Origin of the sequence: Bacillus sp. FJAT-42376, from assembly GCF_003816055.1 — a bacterium.
Classification (GTDB): Bacteria; Bacillota; Bacilli; order Bacillales; family Bacillaceae; genus Metabacillus_B.
Genome location: NZ_CP033906.1, coordinates 3,218,623 through 3,243,604, shown reverse-complemented (window position 1 = coordinate 3,243,604; position 24,982 = coordinate 3,218,623). Strand labels below are relative to the sequence as shown.

The following is a 24,982-nucleotide window of genomic DNA, read 5'->3' as shown; positions in this document are numbered from 1 at the left end:
TGTGCTAGCATGAAGGAAAGTTGTCATACAGGGGCGGTGACGGAGTGGACAAGCAAATAAAAGGACGGACCATTAAGATCAGAATGAATGGGGAATCTGCTGCAGATGAAAAGATTATTCCTTTCTCTTCGTGGGAAGAGCAGGCCGCAAAGGAATCGGCCGCATCAGCGGAACCGGAGAAAGATGAGTTTGAATGGATTCTGCCGGATGAGGATGGAGATATATTCGAGGAAGATCCGAAAGTTCTGGTGAAGCACACGGAGAAGAAGAAGGGCTGGTCTTTCCCGGCTGAGTCCCATAAAGGGGGCCAGGACCGGCTCTTTCCTATTAAGCAATTTCTGTTTACGGTCATTGTCGCGGTTGTACTGGGAATCTCGTTTGGCTTTATTGCCTTGAATGTCATTTCCAATGATGACATGCCTGCCGCTGCACAGCCGTCAGAAGGAGGAGGAGAAGCAGCGGGAACCGGCACAGGCTCTGTGCAAAACGGAGAAACTCCTCCTGCCGCCGCCAATAAAGGTGCTTCTGGAAAGATGGCCACGTTTGTGGTTCAGAACGGGAAGTTTTCATCCCGTTCTTCGGCCGACCAGATCGCAGATGAAATGAAGGGCAAAGGATTTGCCGCTGTTGTCCGCGAAGAGGGCGGTGCTTATTTCGTATACGGAGGAATGGGTTTTTCTAAAGAAGAAACGGCCAGCCTCAGCAAAAATTATCAGACCCTGCAAATGGAGGCGTGGGGAGGAAAACAGACTGAATGGAAGATTGCAGAATCCGGAAAGGCTGCCGAGTCTTTGCAGCAGGCAGCGGAAAAGATAACTGCCGCCTCCCTTCAAGCCATTTCCGGAGGACAGCCTGACCTTAGTAAGCTCAAGACGGCCTCTTTAGATTTAAAGGAGGTAAAGGAAGATTCACGCTTAAAGGCCAATCTTTCTTCCGCAGCTGCATTGCTGTCATCCAGTCCTTCTGCACCGAACGGATGGAAAGCCCAGCAGATGATTCTGGACGGTTTGAAAGGCGATAAGTAAAGGGGAATGTGGGACACTTGGCTGCCGGGTGTCTTTTTTTGCGCTGTATGCAGGATGTGAATAAGGAAAAATTGGAGAAGCATACTGATACCATCATACATTTCAGAAGGGAGAGGTTCCTATGCGGCAGCAAAAAACCAAACAAGAGCGGTTACATGCATTGGATCAGCGCCGATCAGACTGGGCGGCTCTCCCGATCAGCAGGCAACTATTCGAAAATGAACAGACTCTCCTATCGCTGTTCGGAAATAGCAGGGATTTAATTCGGCAGCCGTATCAGCTCGAAACGTTTTCTTTTATGGCGGTATACTTGGAAAATATGGCGGATCGCCAGCAAATAGAGGAATTTATTATTTCTCCTATGCTTAACCAGCTGCGCGAAGGCATCCCGGAGGATGATCCGGGGTGGATTCAAAGAACCATTCAAACTTCTGCCGGGCTTCAGACAGCCCAGGATTTCAGTAAAGTGACAGACGCCCTGATAAGGGGCGGTGTCATTTTGTTTATCGGCCATCAGGCGTTTGCTTATTCGATTCCACTGACTTCCTGGAAAAGCAGGACGATTGAAGAGCCTCAAACCCAAACGATGGTCCGGGGACCAAGGGAAGGATTCGTTGAATTAATAGCAGATAATATTCCCCTGTTACGAAGAAGGATTTCGACTCCGCTCCTTCATTTTACGTCTGTTACGGCGGGGAAAATCACACAGACGAAACTATCAATCGCTTATATTGAAGGACTTGTCAATCAGCGTGTGCTGGACCATGTCAGAAAACAGCTGGATTCTCTCCAAGCGGATAAATTATTTGAAACAGGGATGCTTGAGGAACTATTAAAAGAAAATCGGATGACCCCGTTTCCTGTCTTTTTATCAACGGAGCGTCCGGATGTAGCGGCTTCTGCCCTGACTGAAGGAAAAGTCGTGATTATGATGGAAGGAACCCCTTTTTGCATCATTGCCCCGGGGACATTCTGGTCCTTCTTCCAGGCAGCCGAAGATTACTATCAAAATTATGATATTGCCTCCCTAGTGCGCATCGTCCGTTTAATAGCCTATATCATTTCACTGGCTTTTCCAGCTACCTATATTGCAGTTACGACGTTTCATCAAGAATTAATTCCTTCTGAACTTCTGATCAGCCTCGCTGCTCAAAGGGAAGGGGTGCCGTTTCCTGCATTCGTGGAAGCTCTCCTTATGGAGGTTATTTTTGAAATCCTCCGTGAAGCCGGGGTCCGTATGCCGCGACCGGTAGGGTCAGCCGTATCAATTGTAGGGGCAATTGTGATAGGCGAGTCAGCAGTTGCAGCCGGCCTTGTTTCCCCTGCGATTGTCATCGTCGTTTCCTTAACAGCTATTTCAAGCTTTGTGGCCCCCTACTATTCTTTTGCGGGAGCGAGCCGGCTGCTTCGTTTTTTGCTGATGGTGATTGCTTCTACAGTCGGAATCTACGGAATGATTATTTTCTTCATCGGGTTAGTGATCCATCTGGCATCTGTTACATCTGCCGGAGTCCCTTATTTTCAGCCCTTTGCTCCCCTCAGACTGGATGAACAGAAGGACGGGCTTTTAAGAATGCCTTTATGGATATCAAACACGAAGCTGTATAAGCAGATGCAAAAAAAACAGGAAAGCGGTGGGCAGGCATGAAGAGAGGTTCCCTTGTCCTTTCCCTTCTTTTCATTCTTACCTCATGCGGCAGGGTGGAGCTGAATGAGCTTGCCATCGTATCAGGCCTTGGGTTTGATGTCAGCCCGGAAGGAATCAGTATGCAGCTGCAAATCGTCAATCCCGGAGCCACGGCAAAATCAAAAGGTGCAACAGATTCAGGGGGTTCCGGAGGGGCTGTTTATTCGTATACCATTACCGGCCCCACGGTTACTGACATTATGGAAAAAGCAAGGAACATGTTTTCTAGGAAGCTTTATTTTGCGCACATTTCAGTCATTGTGGCAGGGGAAGAATTCGCCAAAACTAAGGGGCTTCTTCCAATCATTGATTATTTGGAGAGATACTATCAGATCCGCGATAATGTAAATGTTTTTATTGCAAAGGGGAATAGCGCCAAGGATCTGTTTCATGTGTATATTCCGATACAGAATATGCCGGCGCTGTCCATTGCCAGACGGGTTGACGTGTATGGAGGAAGCATGGGGCTCAAAAAGGGGATTGAATTTCAGGATGTCCTTCGCTGGAACTATGGTGGATATACAGAACCGGTTATTCCGGGGATTCAGAAAACAACACCTGCTGACGCTTCGGACTCGGCGGTTTTGAATAATATAAACGGGAATATGAAAATGTTTGAAATGACCGGCTTTGCTCTTTTTCAAGACAGCAAGCTGATCGGCTGGTACTCTCCGGGCGAATCCCGGGGATGGGGACTGCTCAAAAATATGGTCGATGTATTTGAAACGACGGTAGAATGTCCGGGGTATCCAAATGAAAGGATCGGATTAAAGTTTTCCCATACAAAAGGAAAGCTGAAAAATATATCCATCGACCCGCTTGAGTACGAAGCCGAGGTTTCTGCTACAGCAGAAGTCGGTGAGGTTACGTGTCCCATTGTCCTCGAAAAGGGGGACGGGCTTAATCGCATTGAGAAAAGTGCTGAAAAAAAGCTCCAAGAGGAAATGCAGCAGGCGTTTCAAACCGCTATTTCGCAGAAAACAGATGTAATTGGACTGAGACAGCTTCTTTATGAAAATCACTATAAAGAATGGCTCAAGAGGAAGGATCAATGGGATGACATGTTCAGCAGGGCCCGTTTAAAGACGAAGGCCACTGTAAACGTCCAGATTACTGGATTGAGGGTGAAAAGCATTTATGAAAAATAAAAGATATACAATGACTCTTGCCGGACTGTGGCTGGTGACAGCCGTTTATGGAATCTGCTCTTTGTTCAGATTGGATGTCTTTCCGGTGGACCGCTGGATCGCCTTCATTCTGCATCCTTTTTATACATGGATGTTCGGCGGGGGCCAGATTTCATGAATCATGTGATAACGAAACAGCAGCTCTTTTTTCTGGTGCTCAGCTTTACGACGGGAAGTTCGATTTTAATGGCTCCGGGCTTAACTGCTATTTCCGCAAAAAATGAAGCGTGGTTCTCTATGATCATAGCAGGGGGAATCGGTCTTTTGCTAAATCTCTTGCTTGTATGGCTTCTAAAAAAATACCATTACGCCTCGATCTTTGAGATTACTGAAAAAGTCTGCGGGAGAGCCGGGGGCTTTATTATAAATGCCTTGATCATCTTTTATGCTTTAAATCTTGCTGCCTATATCCTGAGGAATATCAGCAATTTTATGACGACGTCCATTAGCCCGGAAAGCAATCCGGCCGGTTTTCAAATTTTGCTTTTGCTCGTTGTCATGTATTCTGTTTATTTCGGATTAAATAATTTGGCGACCGTGAATCAATTTTTTCTTCCGCTTACGCTATCAATGCTCGGGGTATCTCTCTTGCTGGTCATGAATCAATTTGATTTAGCTAATTTAAAGCCCTTTTTTTCAAGGGGGATTAAGCCGCTGCTTCACGGTGCCTATCCCGTTCTTGGTTTTCCCTTTATTGAAGTAATCCTCATTTCTTCATTTTTTACTTATGTAAGCAATAAAAAAGGGCTGGGGCGGTCTTATCTTATCTCTCTTTTTATTGGAGCCGCTGTTCTATCTTTTACAACCTTCGTCAGTATCGCCATTCAGGGCTTCGATCTGGTCATCCGCCAAACATATTCAACTTTTGAACTGATGCGTGATATTACCATTGTTAAACTGTTTGAACGGATTGAAGTGCTTATAGGCGTATTCTGGATTTTTGGCATCTTCGTAAAAATTACTTTCTGTATGCAGTCGGCTATGCTTGGTTTTAAGGCGATGACCAAGCATAGGACATACAGGCCGTTTATTCTCCCGGCATCGCTTTTCGTATGGACGATGTCTAACCGGATTCATTTAAAGCTGATTGATTTTAATAACTTTGTTTTTCAGTATTGGACGCTTTGGTGGTTTCTTTTATATGTTCTGTTCATTCTTCTTTTAGCAGCAGGGCTTCTTGCGGGTAAGCATAAGGCTTCTCATGGCAGAATGTAAAAAGCATTTTTCCTTTGCGGTTCGGGCAGGAAAATGAATTATTGAAAATTGTGCTTCAGCTGTCCTTTTGATACGATCGTGTTGTATCTCCCTAAGAATCATGAAAGGATGGACGTTTATGCACGCACATCTTGAGCAGCATCTTATATTAGCTTCAGGCTCCCCAAGAAGAAAGGAAATTCTTGAAAATTTGCGCATCCCGTTTAATGTGATGATTACAGATGCAGACGAATCAATTGATCCCGGATTATCACCTGAGGATGCTGTGCAGTATCTGGCAGCAAAGAAAGCAAGACATGCAGCCGCCGCTTTCCCGGACTCATTTGTAGTGGCAGCGGATACGGTCGTCGTACTCGATGGCAGAATCCTGGGCAAACCTGAAGATGAGCAGGACGCGATCCGGACGCTGGGGTTATTATCCGGGAGAACCCACCACGTATTAACAGGGGTGTCGATTTTAAAAGGAACCAAGGAAAAAACGTTTTATGTTTCGACGGAAGTAGTCTTCTGGGACCTTTCGAGCGAGGAAATTCAAAGCTATGCAGAAACCGGAGAACCGCTGGACAAAGCAGGATCCTATGGGATTCAGGGACTGGGCGGACTTTTTGTGAAAGAAATTAAAGGGGATTACTTTTCAGTCGTAGGCTTGCCGGCTTCCAGGCTGATCCGCGAATTAAGAGAGATAGGATTTTCCGTTTAATGAGATGAGCGCATGGGAGACCAAGGAGGAACTTATGAGTTCAATACTTAGTATCCGTGATTTCCCTGCTGAAGAAAGACCGAGAGAAAGGCTTTTAAATGATGGACCGGGGAGTTTATCCAATCAGGAACTCCTTGCAATTTTGTTAAGAACAGGCTCGGCGGGAGAGTCTGTTCTTCAGCTTGCCTCAAAGCTTCTTTCCCATTTCGAAGGACTGCGTCTGCTTAAAGAGGCGACAGTGGAAGAAATGACGTCCATTTCCGGAATTGGCCAGGCCAAAGCGGTTCAAATTATGGCTTCCATGGAACTTGGGAGAAGAATACTCCAGCTCTCCTCCGAAGAGCGCTGTGTAATTCGCTCTCCGCAGGACGGCGCAAATTTTGTTATGGAAGAAATGAGATTTCTGACCCAGGAGCATTTCGTCTGCCTGTATTTGAATACAAAAAATCACGTGATCCATAAACATACTGTGTTTATTGGGAGCCTGAATGCCTCCATCGTTCACCCGAGAGAGGTTTTTAAAGAAGCTTTCCGGCGGTCCGCAGCATCATTTATCTGCATCCACAACCATCGGATTATGTTTAAGTTAGACAAGTAATAATTCATATGATATCATTCCTTTAACTAAAAATATTAGGCGACACCTAAAATAATGAGGTGCTAGATGAGGAAATATGAGTTGTTAGCGAATAAGGAATTTAATATAAGTAATCTTACATATGAGAGGAAGTTGGAATTTCAAGAGCAGCTCATTAGTGATTGGGAAAAGCAACAATTGGTAAAAGGATTTACTACTGCTACTGTTGCTTTAAATTTAAGGAACATACGAGAGTTTATGATGCTTTCTAATAAATTCTGCTGGGAAATAAACCCAGATGATGTAGAGAACTTTTATTTGAGCTTGTTAGGTAAAGGTTTAGCACATAGTACTAGACGGAAATATCAATCTAACATATCTACTTTTTATGAGTATTTACGTGCGAGAAAGAGTGCAGATATACTTAATAAAATTGGGGTAAGAGTTCCTGATGTTTTAGATGAATTCAATAAATTTTTCCATAGAAAAGATGATAATGATGTTAGAGTAGTTCCTCCCAATAAAGAGACCTTAGAAATTTTTTTTGATGGGTTAAAGGAACATATGATTAAGGGGAGAAAATACTATACAGTCGCAAGAGACTATGTTTTCTTTAAAACATTAATGATGACTGGATTAAGAATTAATGAACTAGTTATGCTTGATGTTAAAGATGTAAGATTTGACTTAGGAAACAAAGGTAAAATTCATGTTAGATTTGGGAAGGGGAGTAGGGGGACTGGGCATAAACTAAGATGGGTTCCTATGTTAACTAGAGTAGATGAGCTTCTAAAATGGTATATTGATGAGATATTACCTAACTTTCAAATTAATACTGATAAATCAGGGCCCCTTTTTTTATCAGAGTCAGGAACAAGGGTTAGTAGAGACACGATGAGAGCTAATTTAACTCGAAGGCAAGATGATATAGGCATATCAGAATCAGAAAGATTTAGTGCCCATCAGCTAAGACATGCATTTGCAACTAATTATGTAGAACTTGGGGTAGATATTTTAACAATGAGTCATCTACTAGGCCACTCAAATATTTCAACTACTGCGGGTTACCTAGAACCAAGTAATGATTTCATTGAACGTAGGGTGCGGATTGCACAGGAAAAATGGAAATCTCAGATGGAGGAAATGGCAAAGGAGGTAAATACATGAGTATTAAATGGAGATTAAGGCAAGTAATGGCCAAGAATGATATTTGGTCTGGTTCTGAATTAGCAAGAGTCATGGAGGAAAAGACGGGGTATAGAATGTCTCCACCCTCTATATCTGCATTATTAAATGATGTACCTAAACAAATGAAAATAACAACTTTAGACGCACTTTGTTCAGCTTTGAATTGCAAACCGCATGATTTATTGGATCATACGCCCACAAGAATCGAGGTTAAGAATCCAAATGTTAATAGTCAGCAGCATGAAAAAAAAGTGGTTAATAGTAGCAATCGCCAATTACCACCAGTTTAAGGGGTGTTAAGTTTGAACTCAGCCAATTGCCCAAAGTGTAATGAACTCTTATCTAGAAAAACCGTTGCTTCAGCTAGAGAATGTAATAATTGTAATGCCAAAAGAATATTAGCAAAGTATTTATCTGATGAAGAATTTCTTTTTAAAAAAACAAAAAGCAAAGAAACTGGGAATTATACAATCCTATTAATAAATTTTTTAAACAAAAGTGCATTGGTACCTTCTCAACAAAATAGGATAGTCGTGGATTTTGTGAAAATAATGAACTTGGTTAAAGATCATAATGCTAGATTAAGTGAACTGTGGGTTCATAATTCGTACTTTAAAGTAAGTGCTATTAAATCTAGAAATGCATTGAATATCATTAAAGTATTCCTATACTCTGAAGATTTAATAGCTTTTGATATGGTTTCGGATTCCTTTTTTCCAATAGAAACAAGAGAAATATATAGGTTTAAAAAAGATATACTAGATTACTTTTATTCACCTACTAGATGTCGTGATTGTGGAGCAGAATCTATTAATAGTGCACAATCTTTTTGTTATACATGTATAGCATACCGTAGTATATTTAATAAAACTACATTAGAATATGTTAATAAAGAGTTTCCAAATAACTCATTAAAAGGTTTGTATTTCAATTACACTAAATTTATTGCTACCCTCGGTAGAACTCCTCAAACATTAGTTAACCTCCTAGAGAGCGGTACACGTTTTATAAAATTTTTGACAAAATATATTCCGGATAACATTAATACATGGCCATTTAAATTTAATGATAATAATTTAGATTTAGAGGCCATTTTAGAGTCCCCTGACTATACGCTATTAATTGAATTTAAATTTTCTGAAGAGTGGAGAAACATTTTCTTAAATGAATTTAAAGGGGAAGGGATTACAGTTTTTTTAGCTTTTCTTGAAAGAATAGGTCTACTTTCACCTTTACAAAGTAACCCGAAAGAGAAAATTCTTAAAAAGATTTATACAGTAAATCAGAATTTTCAAAAACCACTTATTAAAATGCTCGAAAAAGAGTTAGCTTCTAAAGAGCTACTAGAGAAAAAAAACGCAGTAATTAGGAAAAAAATGAGTACTATTATTGACAAGATAGATATGATGATCTCTTTTTATAACTGGTTAGCTAACAATGAAACTGCTCATAACTGGGCTGAAGTTTCAGAACGAATGGTGAACACTTATTTGTTGCAAACACCACAGAGGTCTAGAGACATAAAAAAAAGAGCATTATATAATTTCTTTCAATTTGCTAAAAAACAGCGTTTCATTTTTGCGAATCCTATAGAGAATTTTATTGCTAGAGATAGAATGATAGAGGTGAGACCTTTAACAAAGCAGGATCATTCAGAAATATATCGAAAATTAACAACAGAGAGTGACCAATTATTTGTAGAAAAACTAATTTCCTCACTAATATACTTCCATGCTTTACAGACTAAAAACATTATGGAAATAAAAATTGAAGATATAAAATTAGCTAGTAAATCTATCTATTTAAATGGAAGACCTCCAGTGTTTTTATCTACAGTGGAGATGTTACTACTCCATCTTACATTAGATGAACGTTTGAGACGGTTAAATGGAAAAAATTCTATTTATTTATTTTGTTCACACAAATCAATAAAGGATGTTTCCATAAAAAAAGGTACAATAAATCAATATGTAAAATCTATACTAGGACTGCCCCCTAAAAGTTTAAGAATTGCTGCTTTACAGTTTTGTGCAAGTAATTTTGGAGCAGAGTATTTACATGATTGTTTTGGTTTATCTATAACACAAGCAAGTAGATACGCAAATATTGGAGAAGTATTGATGGATGACATTATCAATGACGAAATAAACAATAATAAAAAAACAAACTAATATTCGCGATCTGTGAAAAGTATAGATTTTCAAGAGTCTTATTCGCTTGATCCTTTTAAAATTAGACAATAACTCCCTTCTCATATACGTTGACACAGAGAAGTACCGGATTCCCAGGGTCTTCTTTGTGAATTTTCAAAAAATAACACACAGGAATTTTGGAAATTAGAACACTAAACAAATATTTATATACATACATACTCAACACCAAGCAAAGTTAATACGGCAACGGAAGAATTGGATTAATTTATTTTGCTTAAAAAATTTTTTTACAAGTAGGGGGTTAAATGATGGCCGAGAAAAATAGACAACATTATGTTCCTAAGTTTTACTTGAGGAATTTCTCTGAAACAGAAAGGGCCATAGATACATATAACTTGGAATATTCTAAATATATATCTAATTCTTCAATTAGGAACATGTGTCAGAAACATAATTTTTATGGGTCAGACAATAACTTGGAAATATTTTTGGATAGAGAAATAGAAGCTAAAGCTTCAGTAATAATAAAATATATACTTAATAATCACCAATTGCCTGACATAGATAAAGAGGATTATATACATCTTATAATGTTTTTATTAATTACTGAAGCAAGGAACTTAAAAAATGGAGATTCAATAATTAAAATGTCAGATCATATAATAAAAGCATTAATGAAAGAACATCCAGGATTTAAAAAGGTAAATCTTAATTCTTTTAAAGTCGAAATTAAAAACCCAGTTAACCATAGTATCCAACATGCAATAGAGACCACTACGTTAGTTCTCGATCTAAAACCCATATTGATTGTTGAACAAACCGGGGCAAGAGGTTTTATAACTTCGGATAACCCTATAGTTCGTTACAATTCGTTTTATTTAAAAAAGGGTTATCCGGGTGGCTTTGGATACATGACTAGAGGGATGCTGATTTTTTTTCCTATTTCACCAAAAAAATGCATACTTCTTTATGATTCATTAGCATACGATGTTCCTAATGAAAAAAATGGAACGTTAATTCTAAAAAAAGCCAAAGATGTTGACCGCTTAAATGAATTGTTCTTTTTGAATGCTTATAATAACGTATTTTTTAATCAAAAAATAAAACGAGGATATATTGAAGGCATTCATAAAAGTAATCAGAAAACCCCTTTAATAAAAGAATTGGATAGAGAACTTGCTTCTTTTAAATCAGCTGATTCCGATGGAGTATTAATTTCTTACAGTCAGAATAGAGTGGCAAAAAATATAAATTTCTCTTGGATTAAGATATCTGATTATGCGAATAGCTTAAGTATTCCTATTCACATGGGAGGAATTAATAGAACTGAGTCACCGTATATTGCTCAATACTTAGCTGAACAACAATTAAAGTATGCACGTAAGCCCCAAAGCACAAAAAAATTCTTAAAGTTAGATGAATAACGCAAATTTCAAATTAATAAATTAGTATAAATAAGAATGGCACTTAATCTAGTATTAGATAAATAAAGATCGGATATAAAAGCTACCTCGATTGGGAGGCTATATTTTCAAAAGTAATATTTTTTAATACTTCTGCTGCCTTAATTAGTTGAAAAAGTTTTAATATATCACTTTTTTTTATTTGGTCGTAATTATAAGAACCATGCATTATCCAATTTCTGTTGATTTGAGTGGGATGTTTATTCCAGGATGGTTTAAAGAGGTTATTAAATACATAAGATACTCTTCTAAAAAAGAGGACGTTAATAGCTATTTCATCCTCTGTAGTTTTAACGTAGTCTGTTAACTTGGTATATAGTTTGTTTTTATTTCCTTTTAAAAAGGGCTTTAACTCCAAATTAATCTCATAATCATGAAATGAAGTCGTTATAAGTCCTTCTATTACTGCGAAAAGTGGAAATGAAGCTAAGATATATTGTTCATCCTTATAAGCAGAATAAGATTGTTCTAAAAGTGAAGCATACTTTATATAAAAAGCATCTTTACTAAAATACTCCATGTATTGATTTAAGTTGTCTTCAACGTGATGTTCTATTTGTTGAAAAGAGGGTAGTAGGTTTACAGATTCTATTTTATTGAAGATAGCTTCGTCTATAGCCCATAATTGATCATCATACCTTGTCATGGCCTTTTCATAGCAATCTAATTGTATTTTTAATCCTTTTGTCAATTTGTCTATGTCAATAGGTTTTAAAGCAACATCCAAAAACAAGTTTGTGACTGGAATAAAGAAATTTGTTTGGAATGCCTTTATATAAGTAGAGCTAATAGTATTCATTATTTCTATGTTAGTTTTACTGAAGTTTTGAATTTCTTTGAGAATTTCAGGTTCTAAGTTAGGTATATGTATTTTTGGTATCATTTCTTTAATTTTTTGATTAAGCTCATATATAGTATCATTTAGTTCATTTTGTAGCATATCATCTATTTCAGCAGCCAATAACTTTTTTAAGTTTATATCCATTTTCTTGATCCTCCCCTAGAAAAATGAGAATTTTTAGGATTCCATTTTATACTAGATTTCATAAATATAAAGTCCTTTACTTAGGAATTTATATAATTAAAATGTTACTTTTGTGATGGATAGTTACTATCTGCGGAGAAAAATTGTATTTATCAATAAGCGTAGGTAGGATCATTTGAAAAATTGATTTTAGTGATTGTATATACTGTAATTTCCTTTGAAAGAAATCCTCATTTTCTACTATAAATGTCCACATTCTACCTTCAGATGTTCTAACAACTTGAAAACTTACTTTTATCTCATTGAAAAATAAATCATCAAAATATCGAATAGAAAAAATTTTGTTATTGATACCATTTCCTGTTTCCGTTTCTATAATTTTCAATTTTCGAATAGCCACTAAAACCAACCTCTCTTGTTAAATTGTTAATACAAGCATATTGGTTTTAATAAAAATAATAAAATAGCCCAATTTGTGTTTTTAACTATTAAAATAGGTATTTTTGCAAGTTTGGCTAGAGGTATTTCTATTTTTTATTAAAAAAATTAAATATTTACTTATAATGCAATTTATTTTTACCAGTAATCTATTAAGGTTTATATGTTTTAATGATTCTCGCAGCAATATCATTAATTAAATCAATTTCTTTTTCCTCTAATGTAATAAGTTGTGTAATAAGTCGTTCAATGTTCTTTGAATTTAAATTAAAACCAGTAAAAAATATACTTGCATTAATATTAAATGGGACTAAAAGTTTCTCGAGTGTTTCAAGTGTAATGTTTCTTTCTCCTCTTTCAACACTTGCAATATATGATGTTTGGAAGTCAGCTTTTTCAGCATATTCCTCTTGTGTCCATCCCCTATTTTTTCGTAAAATACGTATTCTTTCTCCAGTTAACTTAACTATATTTTCCAATTATTTTCACCTCTTATGTACAGATTAGAGGTGTGTTTCCATATATTACAGATATATATATATATAAAATAATGATTAAATATATACTTATAAGTGCTATTTAGGAGGATAAACAATGAATAAATTAAATAATAATTTAGTTATTGAAAACGTAATTCAATCAAAAATGAGAGGTAGGATAATTTATCAAAGTAATTTATTAGCAAGTGATGCGCTAAAATTGACTTATGTTAAGCCTTACAATGACCCTTCAGGTGTGGGCTATCAAAGACCTGTTAGTAAACAAAGATGTAAAGACTTTTCAAAATACCTTTCTTGTGGAACTGATGCTCTATTCACACCTATTTTGTTAAATGCAATGGGTGGATGGGAATTTTCTCTCTATGATAGTGGTAGACCAGGATATGGAAGATTAATTTGTAAAAATAAAGCTTCACTTATGGATGGACAACATAGATTAGGAGGAATTGAATTATATTTTCAAGAAACACAATCAAATATAAATATACCATTTCTAGCATTCCATTATTTAGATGATGAGGAGGAGATTAAATTATTCGATACAATAAATACTAAAGCTAAGGGAATCGGTACGTCCTTAAGCACATATTTAAAAAGAGATAAAGATGATTTTAGCTGGGTAGCTACAAATCTAATAACTAACGAAAAAAGTCCATTTAACAAAATGGGAACAATAGTTGGTAAAAGAAGTAAAGGAAAACACATCACTCTGCAAAACCTTCATAAAAGTATTGCTTTATTGGCTAAAAATGGAACTTTCAAGGGGTTTACTAAAGAAAAAATCCTTTTAATTACTGAGGCGTATTTCAACATAATAAAGGATTTGTTTTCTGACGAATGGGATGATTATAAAGATTATAAGTTAACCCATATTGTCAGTATCCATGCACTCTCAATTCTTGGATCACATATTATTCCCAAATATATTAAAAATACAAATAAAACTATTGATATTGAAGGATTAAAAGATAGTTTAGAACAAATTAAAGATGTAGATTGGTCTATAGATGGTGAATTGAAGTATATAAAAGGGATATCAGGGTCTAAAACTTTAGCAAACGATTTATTAAGTAGGTTGATATAATAATATGTTTATATTTGGAAGGAAAGTTGGTTTAGTAGCAGCCAACTTTTTTTTGTAATAAATTAATTATTTTCCAATTTTAATAAATGTTGTATAATTGCCTTTGGCAAGCATGAGGTAATTTTAATTTTAGGTTGTGAAATCGCAACCCGAATATTTAATGTATTATTTATCTGCGTCACTTTTACGTATTTTCTACTTTTAGCTAATCGCGTATAATTTTCTATTTAATTTAGAAAGGTAGAATTTATCCATGCTTGCCTAAGAATAAAAAGGGGAGTCTAAAATTAGAAGATATATAAGAACAGAATTATTAGCCAATGAAGATAAAATAAAAAGAAATTTTCAAAACTTAAACACTTTTAATGATATTGCTAATCTTTTGGAAATTCCTGTTGAGTTCTTGTGGAAGATTCTAATAAGAGATAGAGCACACAGCTATAGAAGATTTGAATTAAGAAAAAAAAATGGTGATCCCCGCATTATATACTCGCCTAATACTAATCTCTCAATTTTACAAAAAAAATTCTTGTACGTACTTGAATTGAACTTTAACTCACATCAAAGAGCCCATGGATTTGTGAAAAATCGGGATATTATTACGAATGCAAATGAACACATCAATAAGAGATTTGTATTGAACTTTGATTTGGAAAACTTTTTTGAGAGTATAAATTTCCGTAGAGTTCGTCATATGTTTATTTCTTACTTTAAATTAAACGAAACAGTTGCTTCTACTTTGGCAAATCTTTGTTGTCACCCAGATGGTTTTTTACCACAAGGTGCAGCAACTTCCCCCATAATATCTAATATACTTTCAAAGAGCATGGACAAAGAATTGACGAGAATAGCGATTAATGTAAGAGGTTGTAACTATACCCGCTATGCGGATGATATTACTTTCTCAAGCAATAAACGAATATTCCCAACACAGATCGCTATTCAGCACAGCGATGGAAATATAGAGATAAGTGAAGAAGTTATTAAAATAATAAATAAATATGGATTTTCAATAAAAGAAAGTAAAACCAGGATGAGTGACTGGAAGCAGCATCAGTCGGTAACAGGGATTGTAGTTAATAGTAAACTCAATGTAAGTAGAAAATATGTAAGAAAAGTACGATCTATTCTGCATTCTGCTGAGAAAAATATAGACAATTTAGATGTTGCAGTAGAACTTTTTAATTCCAAATATAATTTTCGTCAGAAAAACAATAATACATACCCGGACATGTTTTCGATTTTAAGAGGAAAAATCGCACACATTGGTAATGTGAAAGGGAAAATTGATCCTGTATTTCTCAATCTTGCGAAAAGGTATAATCAAATTGCTCATCTAAATGAAGAGCCTCTCATCATAATACCACCGAATGACATACAATTTTATCAAGAAAATACATTTGTGATGGAATGTAATGAATTTGAATTATATATTGATAAAAACGATGAAACAGGAGAATTCATTTATGGGCAAGGATCTGGCTTTCTATTAAAAGGAATAGGATTAATCACTAATGCACATGTTGTTAAAGAAGTTATAGATTTAATGAAAAATGAAGTTAAGTTTATTAACAAATATTATGTAGCTATTCATAGAGCTTCACCATACGACATAATTTATAAAGCAAGAATTATTTGTTACAGTATTGAAAAGGATCTTGCTATATTAGAAGTTGAAAATCTCGATATTGAAAGTATTGGGTATAGTGCAAACGAAAGTATTAAAAAAGATATGCAAATTAATTTGGTTGGATTTCCCTCATATAGAGAAGGCAATGATATTAAATCTCAAAGTGGTTATGTGGAAGGGATTAGAATGCACGAGAAAATAAATGTAAGGTATGAAATTTCGGCTACAATTTACGAAGGCAATAGTGGTGGTCCGGTTTTTAATGCTTCAAATGAGGTAATTGGAGTTGCAACTAAGGGAACTACATCTAATGGTGTATCTCCTAATGAAATAATACCAATTTCTGAAGTATTAAAATTGGCAAAGGAAGTCTAGTAAATAATGAAATAAATCACAATAACCAAAACCCCGTTCGAACTTAAGAACGGGGTTTATTTAATATACTTTATTTAAGGCTCTATACTATTTGTTGGGGTACCCAAATAATTACATAAATAAAATACACGCAGATATCCATTCCTTTATATTTGAATTGTCGAGAAACAAGTAGGGATCAACAATTCCACAAAAGTGTTAAAACGGAATGCCTATGGATTTCGAAAATTTTACTCGCTTCCGTGCGAAAATCTTATTGCAAAATCAGTTTAAAGGATTGGGTCTGCATATTGGATAAGGGTGGCAGTTTTCACTGCCACCCCACATTTGACGGAGAACCTATTTAATTCGTGGATAATAAAAATGCATTTGATACAATACTTTAAATGAGATACAACATACTTTAGATAAAACATTACATACCATCCATATTTTGACTTTCATTTCCGTTGCATAGGTATGTTATGAATATTCCTTTGTTAAACATACACATTTCCACCCCTCAGGAGATCCTTCTCCAAGCCGCGAGGACATAGAGGTTACAAAGAGGCTTTCCGAATGCGGGAAAATGATTGGGATTGAATTGCTTGATCATTTGATCATCGGAGACAGAAAATATATCAGCCTGAAGGAAAAAGGATATTTGTAACCTGAAATCCACTTTTTTTTTTGACGATTTACGTTATAATAAGGTTTATGAGTTTTTTCGTTAAGGTTCATCCTTATTTTACAAAAAGTGATTCGTTTCAGAAAGGGAGATACATGAATGTTTGGAATTGGTACTAGAGACCTTGGGATAGATTTGGGTACGGCAAATACCCTCGTGTTCGTGAAAGGCAGAGGAATCGTTTTGCGGGAGCCTTCTGTTGTTGCATTACAAACTGATACCAAGTCCATTGTCGCAGTCGGAAATGACGCAAAAAATATGATTGGCCGTACACCTGGAAATGTAGTGGCGCTTCGTCCAATGAAGGATGGCGTAATAGCAGATTACGAGACTACTGCAACGATGATGAAATATTACATAAAACAAGCGACGAAAAATAAAAGTCTTTTCTCAAGAAAGCCCTATGTCATGGTTTGTGTGCCGTCCGGCATAACTGCTGTTGAAGAGCGTGCCGTTATTGATGCAACAAGACAAGCAGGGGCCCGTGATGCCTATACGATTGAAGAGCCATTTGCAGCAGCCATCGGCGCTAACCTCCCTGTATGGGAACCGACCGGAAGCATGGTTGTCGACATCGGCGGCGGAACGACGGAAGTCGCGATTATTTCTCTTGGCGGGATTGTAACCAGTCAGTCCATCCGGGTAGCCGGGGATGAAATGGATGAAGCGATTATCAATTATATCCGCAAGACCTATAATCTCATGATTGGCGACAGGACGGCAGAAGCGATTAAGATGGAGGTTGGATCAGCAGGTTCACCGGAAGATGTGGAAAACATGGAAATCCGCGGCCGCGATCTCCTGACAGGATTGCCGAAAACGATTGAAATTACAGCGAAAGAAATTGCTGAGGCTCTTCGCGACACCGTCTATACGATTGTGGATACAGTTAAGAATACACTTGAAAAAACGCCTCCGGAACTTGCCGCGGATATTATGGACCGGGGTATTGTACTGACAGGCGGCGGAGCCCTTCTTCGCAATCTGGATAAAGTCATCAGCGAAGAAACGAATATGCCGGTATTGATTGCTGAAAATCCTCTGGATTGTGTGGCAATCGGCACAGGGAAGGCTCTTGAGCATATCCACTTATTTAAAGGGAAAACAAAAAATCTGCGTTAATGTCTTATGGATTCGGTGCCTCAGCAGAGAGGTGCCGAATCGTTTTAAAGAAGCATTTCATCATAAGGAATATCAAACGTTAAGAGGTGTAAATGATGCCGCCTTTTTTTATGAACAAACGGCTTATTCTGCTTCTGGCAAGCGTCATTTTGCTCGTGGCACTGATTGGCTTCTCCGTCAAAGGCAACCGTGAATTAACGTGGCCGGAGAAGTTTGTAAAAGATTCAACTGGTTTATTTCAATCTGTTTTCCATAAGCCTGCCCAATTCATTGGGGGGACTTTTGAAGAAATTGCTGCTTTAAAGGATACATATAATGAAAATCAATATTTAAAATCAAGAATTGAAAAGTATGCAACTCTTGATGCAGAGGTTCAGCGGCTGCGGAAAGAAAATGGCAAACTTCGTGAGGATCTTGGGGCAAAAACGAATTTAAGCGCGTTTAAGCCCATTATCGGAACGATGATCGCCAGAAATCCAGACCGGTGGTATGAGTATATTACACTCGACCGTGGAACGAAGAATGGCGTTACGGAAGATATGGCCGTCATGACGTCCAAAGGGCTGATTGGAAAAATTAAGAGTGCTGATGCCTATACGTCCACCGTCCAGCTCCTCAGTGCCCAAGACCGGGTCAATCAGGTTCCGGCCGTGGTGGAATCGGATAAGAATATTTTTGGTTTGATTGCCGGCTATGATGAAAAGCGGGAAATGCTTCTTTTCAGAAACATCAACACCAGCATGAAAATTAAAAAGGGAGATAAGGTTGTCACAGCAGGAAATGGCGGAGTGTTTCCGCTTGGCCTGGCTATAGGGACCGTTGAGGACGTTCAGCCTGATTCCTATGGATTGACGAAAATGGCCTATGTGAAACCGGCCGCAGATTTCTATGATGTGGAGAATGTAATCATAATCAAACGTGAAGCCCCTGTCCCTCCAGAAGGAGATGTCAGTGATGGAGCGGCGGAGGGGGAAGCTAATTGAGACGGTTTCTCCTCCCGGTCGTTGTTTTATTTTTTTTCATCATGGAAAGCACGGTTGTTGATTTAATTCTGATCCCTTCTTTTACCGATAATATGTTTTATGTGCCGAGGTTCGTGCTGCTCATCTTGCTTTTCATTTCTGTCTATGTGAAGGATCGGCTGGCCATTGTTTATGCATTAATTTTCGGTCTGCTGCATGATATTGTTTATACTGAAATTCTCGGAGTCTATCTCTTTGCCTATCCTTTTCTGACTTATCTTTCAGGAAGAGCGCTTAAGGTCCTTCAGAATAATGCATTTGTCGTCCTGTTTGTCGGAATGCTTGCGATAAGCATTCTGGAATTTTATGTGTATGGAATTCAGCTTGTCATAAGCCCGAATCCGCTGAACTTTTATGAATTTACCAATCGAAGACTGCTGCCGACACTGGCTGTGAATTCGATTGCGGGTCTTGTCATCATTTTTCCTTTAAAATTGTTCCTTACCCGCCTCAAAAGGCAGACAGAGGATTAAACGGTTTGGCAAAAAAGGAGATTTGGACCGGTTTGTCGAATTTGTAATGTTATTGAGGTGAACATCGTGAAAGCCCAAAAACAGCAGTATGTGACAATAAAAGGAACAAAGAATGGCCTCACTCTTTATCTGGATGATGGGTGCACCTATGAAACACTAATTCTTGAACTGGAAGAGATGCTTTCCTCAAAGCAGTACGTACAGGAAAACGGACCATTGATCGGAGTTAGCGTGAAATCGGGAAAACGGCTTCTGACAGAAGAGCAGCAGCAGGTTGTTAAAACAACGATACGCAAAAAGAAAAATCTGGTTGTTGAAAATATAGAATCGGATGTAGTGACAAAGGAAGAAGCGAACAGACTGAAAAAAGAGGCCGAAGTCGTAAAAGCGGCGAGAATTGTCCGGTCCGGCCAGGTGCTGCAAGTAGAGGGAGACCTTCTGCTAATCGGCGATGTGAATCCGGGCGGTACCGTTATAGCAAATGGAAGCATCTTTATTTTAGGTGCACTCCGTGGGACAGCCCATGCCGGGTATAACGGGAACAAAAGAGCAATTATCGCCGCTTCCGTCATGGCTCCGGCCCAGCTGAAAATTTATGATTCTCTTAATCAGGCTCCCGAACGGATTCATGCTGAAGAACACGGGATGGAGTGCGCGTACATAGATGATGAAGGGCAAATGAAGAGAGACAGATTGCAGAATGTCATGCATGTAAGACCTGATGTAACTACGCTTGAGGGGGGAATGTAGCCGTGGGAGAGGCGATTGTTATTACCTCTGGTAAAGGAGGGGTTGGTAAAACCACTACCTCCGCGAATTTAGGAACGTCCCTGGCCATTTTAGGCAAAAAGGTTTGTCTTGTTGATACAGATATCGGTTTGCGGAATCTGGATGTTGTAATGGGACTTGAAAACCGCATTATCTATGATCTGGTGGATGTTGTGGAAGGCCGATGCAAAATTCATCAGGCTCTGGTGAAGGATAAGCGGTTTGATGAACTCTTGTATTTGCTTCCTGCTGCGCAGACGAGCGATAAATCCGCCGTTTCACCGGATCAGATGAAAAAACTGATTGATGAACTGAAACAGGATTATGATTATATCGTCATTGACTGCCCTGCGGGGATCGAACAAGGATTCAAAAACGCAGTGGCAGGTGCCGACAAAGCCATTGTAGTCACGACACCGGAAGTCTCGGCTGTTAGGGATGCCGACCGGATCATCGGTCTTCTTGAACGGGAAGATATAGAGCCTCCAAAGCTTGTCATCAACCGAATCCGCAATCATCTTGTTCAAAATGGCGACATGCTGGATGTGGATGAAATTGTTGCACATCTGTCCATCGATCTCCTTGGGATTGTCGCGGATGATGATCAGGTAATTAAAGCGTCCAACAGCGGAGAGCCAATTGCGATGGATCCGAACAACCGGGCATCGATTGCTTACAGGAATATTGCAAGAAGGATCCTTGGAGAATCTGTTCCATTGCAGACACTCGATCAGCAGAGCCTTGGATTTATGGACAAAATCAAGAAATTTTTTGGTGCTCGTGTCTAGACGGGTGTCCTTTCTTAATAAAGAGGCTCTGTTAAAGTCTTATGTTGATTTTTAACACTTGTTGATTGGAGCGGAAGGTGTGAGACTCCCGCCCCGCGGAAAGCGAGCACCTGCATCGGAAATCAACAGCCAAGTTTAACAGATCTAAAAAAAAACTGACCTGACTGGGATTCTATCCTTTTCTGGGTCAGTTTTTTTGCTTTTGTTCTATTCTGTAATTTTTCCGCACTTTTCTTTCCGCAAAAACATAAATCCAACGGACAAGTCATAGACTTGTACAAACTGACATTAAAAGGGTGGATGAGAATGTCCAGAAGGGCGGATGAAATCAGAAAACGGATGGCGAAGAAAAAGAAGTCCAGACCCCTTTCAGGGAAAGCGGACCTTCCTGTTGTCTGGGAAAAGGAAGCAGTTATGGAAGAAGAGGAAAAGTATACGGGCATCATTCGCTCTTATGAAGGCGGTCCCGAGACCTTAAAAGATACGGGTCATCCGCTGATCAGGCCGGACGTCTTTCTGCTTAAACTCTTTCTTTCTGCAACCCTTGTACTCGGGATGGCTGTTGTCTTTAAGGAACAATCCCCAAAGCTCGATGCGATCCGAACAGCGGCAAAAGCATCTCTTGAACATGAATTTCAGTTTGCAGCGGTTTCCTCCTGGTATCAAAAGCAATTTGGACATCCGCTGGCGCTTTTTCAAACCGATATGCTGTCTGCTGGCAAAGCTCCCTTGAAAGGAGAGTACGCAGTCCCGGCATCAGGAAAGGTGACGGAGAATTTTAAGGCAAACGGCCAGGGAGTTCTTGTGGAAACCGATCGTCCGACTGTAGAAGCGATCGATGAGGGAGTTGTATTAGAAGCGGGTGAAAAGCCGGATACAGGTTTGACGATCGTCGTTCAGCACGCAGATGGAAGTGAATCGTGGTATGGAAATCTGGAAAGTGCAGATGTCGCTTTGTACGATACGGTTGTCACAGGCAAAGAGCTCGGAACCATCAAAGTAAATGAGAACAAAAAAGGAACGTACTATTTCGCGATTAAAAAGGGCGATAATTTCATTGATCCGATTCAGGTGATTTCCTTTGATTAAATATGGATCTTTGCTGCGGAAAATTCACATTCATCCATTATTGTGGGTTGTTATGGCCATAAGTGCAGCAACATCCCAGTTTAAAACACTGGCTATTCTGCTTGCGATTGTCATGATTCATGAGCTGGGTCATGCTGTGTGCGCTCTTTATTTTTCCTGGAGAGTGAAGGCGATTATTCTCCTTCCCTTTGGAGGTGTGGCTGAAATGGAAGAGCATGGGAACCGGTCAATCAAAGAGGAGCTTTTTGTGATTCTCGCCGGACCCGTGCAGCATTTCCTGATGCAGGGCGCCGTGTGGCTGAGCTTTGTTTCAGGATTCGTCTCCCATGAAGATTTCTCCCTCTTTACGTTTTACAATCTTTCCATTTTGCTGTTTAACCTGCTGCCGATCTGGCCGCTGGACGGAGGGAAGCTGTTGTTCATTCTTTTTTCCCTGTTTAAAGCGTTCCCGGATGCGCACAAATCCACGCTTGCGTTTTCACTATGCGCACTCGTCTTATACAAAGCTGCCGTTCTGCTTTTTTTCCCATATCAGCTTAATTTATGGATGATTACAGTTTTTTTGTGTTTCAGCCTTTATTCAGAATTCCGGCAGCGGCGTTTTGTTCACTTGAGATTTTTAATGGACCGGTATTATGGAAGTACCGAATCCATACAACGGCTTGTTCCTCTGGAGGTCGAGTCAGGAGAAGAAATTCTGTCTGTTTTATCCAAGTTTAAACGAGGATGCAAGCATCCCATCATTGTTTGCCGCGAAGGGGCGAAATGGTCGGAACTCGATGAAAATGAGCTGCTGCACGCTTTTTTTTCTGAAAAAAGAACGAATTCCAAGATAGAGGAGCTCGTTTATGCGTATTGACTTCCTGAAAAAAAAGTGAGTAAATGGGGGAAAAGCTGATAGCAAAAGAGGGAATACGTTGAAAACGCTAATTGTTCAAGCCAATCTCCAGGAGAAACGGATTGCTTTATTGGAAAGCGGAAAACTTGCAGATATAAAACTACTCAGATCCAGCCAAAAAGGCAAGTCCGGAAGCCTGTATTGGGGTAAAGTCGAAAAGGTTGTAAAGGGCATGGAGGCGGCATTTGTTGATCTCGGCCTTGAGAAAAACGGCTTCCTCCGGCTGGATGATCTGCCTGCGTTCAGGCATTCCGATCAGAAAAAGCCGATTTCTTCTTTTCTGCATGAAGGGCAAAAAATCATGGTCCAGATTAAGAAAGAAGGGGATGAATGGAAAGGACCGGCGCTGACAGCCAATATTGAATTTGCAGGCAGTTCGCTTGTCTATATGCCTTATGGAGGAAAAGTGACAGTCTCCAGAAAGCTGGGAAGCAGTGATGCTGAAAGACTGAGAGACTGGAGCAGCGGAATACTTGATAACGGGGAAGGTGTGCTTATCCGAACTGCGGCTGCTTCCATGGACCCTTATGAGCTGGAAGAAGAGCTGCTGAGGCTCAGAAGGGAATTTTTGAGCCTCCTTCCACCTGAATCAGGAAAAGCACCCGCTATGCTGAAGGAATCCGGCGACTTGCTCGAGGTCATTTCGGCGGAACGGCCTCTTTCTTTCTATAGCGAAATTCACTGTGACAATGCTGCTTTTGCAGACAGGCTGAGGGGGAGAATGCCCCATGGGGCCGAGACAAAAATCTTTCACGCGAAAGAAGGCTCTGAAATATTCAGCACAGTGGATGCAGAAATACATAAGCTCCAAAAAAAGACCGTCTGGCTGAAAAACGGATCCTACCTGCTTATTGAAAAAACGGAGGCGCTCCATGTCATTGATGTGAATTCAGGCAAGTTTACCGGAAAGGATTCGCAGCGCCAGACCATTTACGAAACAAATAAAGAGGCGGCACTCGAAGCGGCGCGGCAAATCAGACTGAGGAATCTGAATGGAATCATTCTGATTGATTTTATTGATATGAAGGATCCGGCTGACCGGCAGAGGATTTTGCAGATCATGCACAATCAGGCAGGAAGAGACCGTATTCAAACAAGAATTATTGGTTTTACAGAGCTGAATCTTCTTCAGATTACGAGAAAAAAGACGAGTGAGGATATTGATACCCTTTTAACCGATTCCTGCCGGGTCTGCGGAGGAAAAGGGAGAGTGGACTCTGCCCAGACACAGGCTTTTGATCTTGAGAGGGAACTGCGCAAATACCGGTATATGGATGCAGAAGCGGTGTGGGTTCAGGCAGAACGAGAAGTAAAAGGGTGGTTTGATGACCGCCTTCAGGAACTTGAAAAAGAACTGCATTTCCGTATTTTTATTACATCTGCAGAAATGGACAAGCCCGGCTATGAACTGCGTCAATTTGGAACTGAAAAAGAAATCTTGCAAAGAATAGCCGAAAAGGAAAAGAAGATTGACAAATAGAAGCAACTTCTGATAATATTCTTATGTTACTGTTTGTAGCACCCGTGGCTACAACCGCTCGGATGCAGGTAGTAAGCAATTGTGATGAACTTCATCATTATTCACCTGTACACTGGCGAGTCTGAGTATCAAATAGGAGGTGCAGTGGAATGTACGCAATTATTGAAACTGGCGGAAAGCAAATTAAAGTAGCAGAAGGCCAAGCAGTCTACATCGAAAAGGTGGCAGGCGAGCTAGGTGAAACTGTTACATTTGACAAAGTTCTATTCGTAGGCGGCGACGACGTTAAAGTTGGAAGCCCTCTAGTATCTGGAGCAACCGTTACGGCTAAAGTTGAAAAACAAGGCCGTGCGAAGAAATTGGTTGTTTTCAAATACAAAGCGAAGAAAAACCAGAAGAAAAAGCAAGGTCATCGTCAGCCATACACAAAAGTTGTTATTGAAAAAATCAACGCGTAAGGCTTGATCC

23 protein-coding genes, 3 pseudogenes and 1 other annotated feature are annotated in these 24,982 nt (G+C 39.1%); of the genes and pseudogenes, 24 read left to right on the top strand and 2 right to left on the bottom strand.

The annotated features are described in order from the left end of the window. Nucleotides 1-44: 44 nt before the first annotated feature. The 11 genes and pseudogenes from CEF21_RS16325 (at nucleotide 45) to CEF21_RS16280 (ending at nucleotide 11,156) form a co-directional block, all read left to right on the top strand. Nucleotides 45-1,025, top strand: a complete 981-nt coding sequence (locus CEF21_RS16325) for an SPOR domain-containing protein (RefSeq protein ID WP_123918187.1) — start codon at nucleotides 45-47, stop codon at nucleotides 1,023-1,025. A 121-nt stretch (nucleotides 1,026-1,146) separates the two neighbouring features. Continuing rightward, nucleotides 1,147-2,673: a spore germination protein gene (locus CEF21_RS16320; protein WP_123918185.1), complete on the top strand. Its 1,527-nt coding sequence runs from the start codon at nucleotides 1,147-1,149 to the stop codon at nucleotides 2,671-2,673. After that, the gene (locus tag CEF21_RS16315) at nucleotides 2,670-3,860 is read left to right on the top strand and encodes a Ger(x)C family spore germination protein (RefSeq protein WP_123918183.1); all 1,191 of its coding nucleotides are present in this window, start codon (nucleotides 2,670-2,672) and stop codon (nucleotides 3,858-3,860) included. Before CEF21_RS16320 ends, CEF21_RS16315 begins: the two co-directional genes overlap by 4 nt. Beyond that, nucleotides 3,850-4,017 carry a hypothetical protein gene (locus tag CEF21_RS21380; RefSeq protein WP_164462227.1) on the top strand — a complete coding sequence of 56 codons (168 nt, stop codon included), beginning with the start codon at nucleotides 3,850-3,852 and terminating at the stop codon, nucleotides 4,015-4,017. The genes CEF21_RS16315 and CEF21_RS21380 overlap by 11 nt, the downstream gene beginning before the upstream one ends. Continuing rightward, a complete protein-coding gene (locus tag CEF21_RS16310; protein ID WP_164462226.1) occupies nucleotides 4,014-5,114 on the top strand; it encodes a GerAB/ArcD/ProY family transporter in 1,101 nt (366 codons plus the stop codon). The genes CEF21_RS21380 and CEF21_RS16310 overlap by 4 nt, the downstream gene beginning before the upstream one ends. A 118-nt stretch (nucleotides 5,115-5,232) precedes the next feature. Beyond that, nucleotides 5,233-5,814, top strand: coding sequence for a Maf family protein (locus CEF21_RS16305; protein WP_123918179.1), 582 nt, complete (start codon nucleotides 5,233-5,235; stop codon nucleotides 5,812-5,814). 34 nt (nucleotides 5,815-5,848) lie between these two features. After that, nucleotides 5,849-6,385: pseudogene (gene radC, locus CEF21_RS16300) on the top strand (RadC family protein); the annotation flags it as partial. Nucleotides 6,386-6,478: 93 nt separating this feature from the next. Then, nucleotides 6,479-7,558, top strand: a complete 1,080-nt coding sequence (locus tag CEF21_RS16295) for a tyrosine-type recombinase/integrase (protein ID WP_123918175.1) — start codon at nucleotides 6,479-6,481, stop codon at nucleotides 7,556-7,558. Then, the gene (locus CEF21_RS16290; RefSeq protein WP_164462225.1) at nucleotides 7,555-7,869 is read left to right on the top strand and encodes a helix-turn-helix domain-containing protein; all 315 of its coding nucleotides are present in this window, start codon (nucleotides 7,555-7,557) and stop codon (nucleotides 7,867-7,869) included. The genes CEF21_RS16295 and CEF21_RS16290 overlap by 4 nt, the downstream gene beginning before the upstream one ends. A 12-nt stretch (nucleotides 7,870-7,881) precedes the next feature. Then, the gene (locus tag CEF21_RS16285; protein ID WP_123918173.1) at nucleotides 7,882-9,750 is read left to right on the top strand and encodes a hypothetical protein; all 1,869 of its coding nucleotides are present in this window, start codon (nucleotides 7,882-7,884) and stop codon (nucleotides 9,748-9,750) included. Between the two features lie 287 nt (nucleotides 9,751-10,037). Continuing rightward, entirely contained in the window at nucleotides 10,038-11,156 is a 1,119-nt protein-coding gene (locus tag CEF21_RS16280) for a DUF4238 domain-containing protein (RefSeq protein WP_241156695.1), read from the top strand. 82 nt (nucleotides 11,157-11,238) lie between these two features. Here the strand turns inward: CEF21_RS16280 and CEF21_RS16275 are convergent, their stop codons facing one another. Together CEF21_RS16275 and CEF21_RS16270 are read right to left on the bottom strand one after the other, a co-directional pair. Further along, a complete protein-coding gene (locus tag CEF21_RS16275) occupies nucleotides 11,239-12,180 on the bottom strand; it encodes a hypothetical protein (protein ID WP_123918169.1) in 942 nt (313 codons plus the stop codon). A gap of 590 nt (nucleotides 12,181-12,770) precedes the next feature. Then, nucleotides 12,771-13,097 (bottom strand): helix-turn-helix domain-containing protein, encoded by a 327-nt coding sequence (locus CEF21_RS16270; protein ID WP_123918167.1) that lies wholly within the window; start codon nucleotides 13,095-13,097, stop codon nucleotides 12,771-12,773. A 115-nt stretch (nucleotides 13,098-13,212) separates the two neighbouring features. Between CEF21_RS16270 and CEF21_RS16265 the strand changes: the two genes are divergently transcribed. The 13 genes and pseudogenes from CEF21_RS16265 (at nucleotide 13,213) to rplU (ending at nucleotide 24,972) form a co-directional block, all read left to right on the top strand. Then, nucleotides 13,213-14,202 carry a DGQHR domain-containing protein gene (locus tag CEF21_RS16265; RefSeq protein ID WP_123918165.1) on the top strand — a complete coding sequence of 330 codons (990 nt, stop codon included), beginning with the start codon at nucleotides 13,213-13,215 and terminating at the stop codon, nucleotides 14,200-14,202. A 286-nt stretch (nucleotides 14,203-14,488) separates the two neighbouring features. After that, a complete protein-coding gene (locus CEF21_RS16260) occupies nucleotides 14,489-16,207 on the top strand; it encodes a trypsin-like peptidase domain-containing protein (protein WP_123918163.1) in 1,719 nt (572 codons plus the stop codon). A gap of 174 nt (nucleotides 16,208-16,381) precedes the next feature. Beyond that, nucleotides 16,382-16,505, top strand: a pseudogene (locus tag CEF21_RS21965) (transposase); the annotation flags it as partial. A 192-nt stretch (nucleotides 16,506-16,697) separates the two neighbouring features. Then, nucleotides 16,698-16,856, top strand: a pseudogene (locus CEF21_RS16255) (JAB domain-containing protein); the annotation flags it as partial. A 117-nt stretch (nucleotides 16,857-16,973) separates the two neighbouring features. Continuing rightward, nucleotides 16,974-17,996, top strand: a complete 1,023-nt coding sequence (locus CEF21_RS16250) for a rod shape-determining protein (RefSeq protein WP_123918161.1) — start codon at nucleotides 16,974-16,976, stop codon at nucleotides 17,994-17,996. A 95-nt stretch (nucleotides 17,997-18,091) separates the two neighbouring features. Then, the gene (gene mreC / locus CEF21_RS16245; protein WP_123920323.1) at nucleotides 18,092-18,979 is read left to right on the top strand and encodes a rod shape-determining protein MreC; all 888 of its coding nucleotides are present in this window, start codon (nucleotides 18,092-18,094) and stop codon (nucleotides 18,977-18,979) included. After that, nucleotides 18,976-19,491 carry a rod shape-determining protein MreD gene (mreD, locus tag CEF21_RS16240; RefSeq protein ID WP_123918159.1) on the top strand — a complete coding sequence of 172 codons (516 nt, stop codon included), beginning with the start codon at nucleotides 18,976-18,978 and terminating at the stop codon, nucleotides 19,489-19,491. Before mreC ends, mreD begins: the two co-directional genes overlap by 4 nt. Nucleotides 19,492-19,557: 66 nt before the next feature. Further along, on the top strand, nucleotides 19,558-20,241 hold the full coding sequence (gene minC, locus CEF21_RS16235; protein ID WP_123918157.1) for a septum site-determining protein MinC: 684 nt from the start codon (nucleotides 19,558-19,560) through the stop codon (nucleotides 20,239-20,241). Nucleotides 20,242-20,243: 2 nt separating this feature from the next. After that, the gene (gene minD, locus CEF21_RS16230; protein WP_123918155.1) at nucleotides 20,244-21,047 is read left to right on the top strand and encodes a septum site-determining protein MinD; all 804 of its coding nucleotides are present in this window, start codon (nucleotides 20,244-20,246) and stop codon (nucleotides 21,045-21,047) included. A 306-nt stretch (nucleotides 21,048-21,353) separates the two neighbouring features. After that, nucleotides 21,354-22,136, top strand: a complete 783-nt coding sequence (locus CEF21_RS16225) for a M23 family metallopeptidase (RefSeq protein ID WP_123918153.1) — start codon at nucleotides 21,354-21,356, stop codon at nucleotides 22,134-22,136. After that, complete coding sequence (locus tag CEF21_RS16220; protein ID WP_164462224.1) at nucleotides 22,129-22,995, top strand: M50 family metallopeptidase; 867 nt, start codon at nucleotides 22,129-22,131, stop codon at nucleotides 22,993-22,995. The genes CEF21_RS16225 and CEF21_RS16220 overlap by 8 nt, the downstream gene beginning before the upstream one ends. Nucleotides 22,996-23,053: 58 nt before the next feature. Further along, on the top strand, nucleotides 23,054-24,514 hold the full coding sequence (locus CEF21_RS16215) for a ribonuclease E/G (RefSeq protein WP_123918151.1): 1,461 nt from the start codon (nucleotides 23,054-23,056) through the stop codon (nucleotides 24,512-24,514). 42 nt (nucleotides 24,515-24,556) lie between these two features. Continuing rightward, nucleotides 24,557-24,647 (top strand) — a sequence feature (ribosomal protein L21 leader region). A 16-nt stretch (nucleotides 24,648-24,663) separates the two neighbouring features. Then, a complete protein-coding gene (gene rplU / locus CEF21_RS16210) occupies nucleotides 24,664-24,972 on the top strand; it encodes a 50S ribosomal protein L21 (RefSeq protein WP_035405301.1) in 309 nt (102 codons plus the stop codon). The last annotated feature ends 10 nt before the right edge of the window (nucleotides 24,973-24,982 follow it).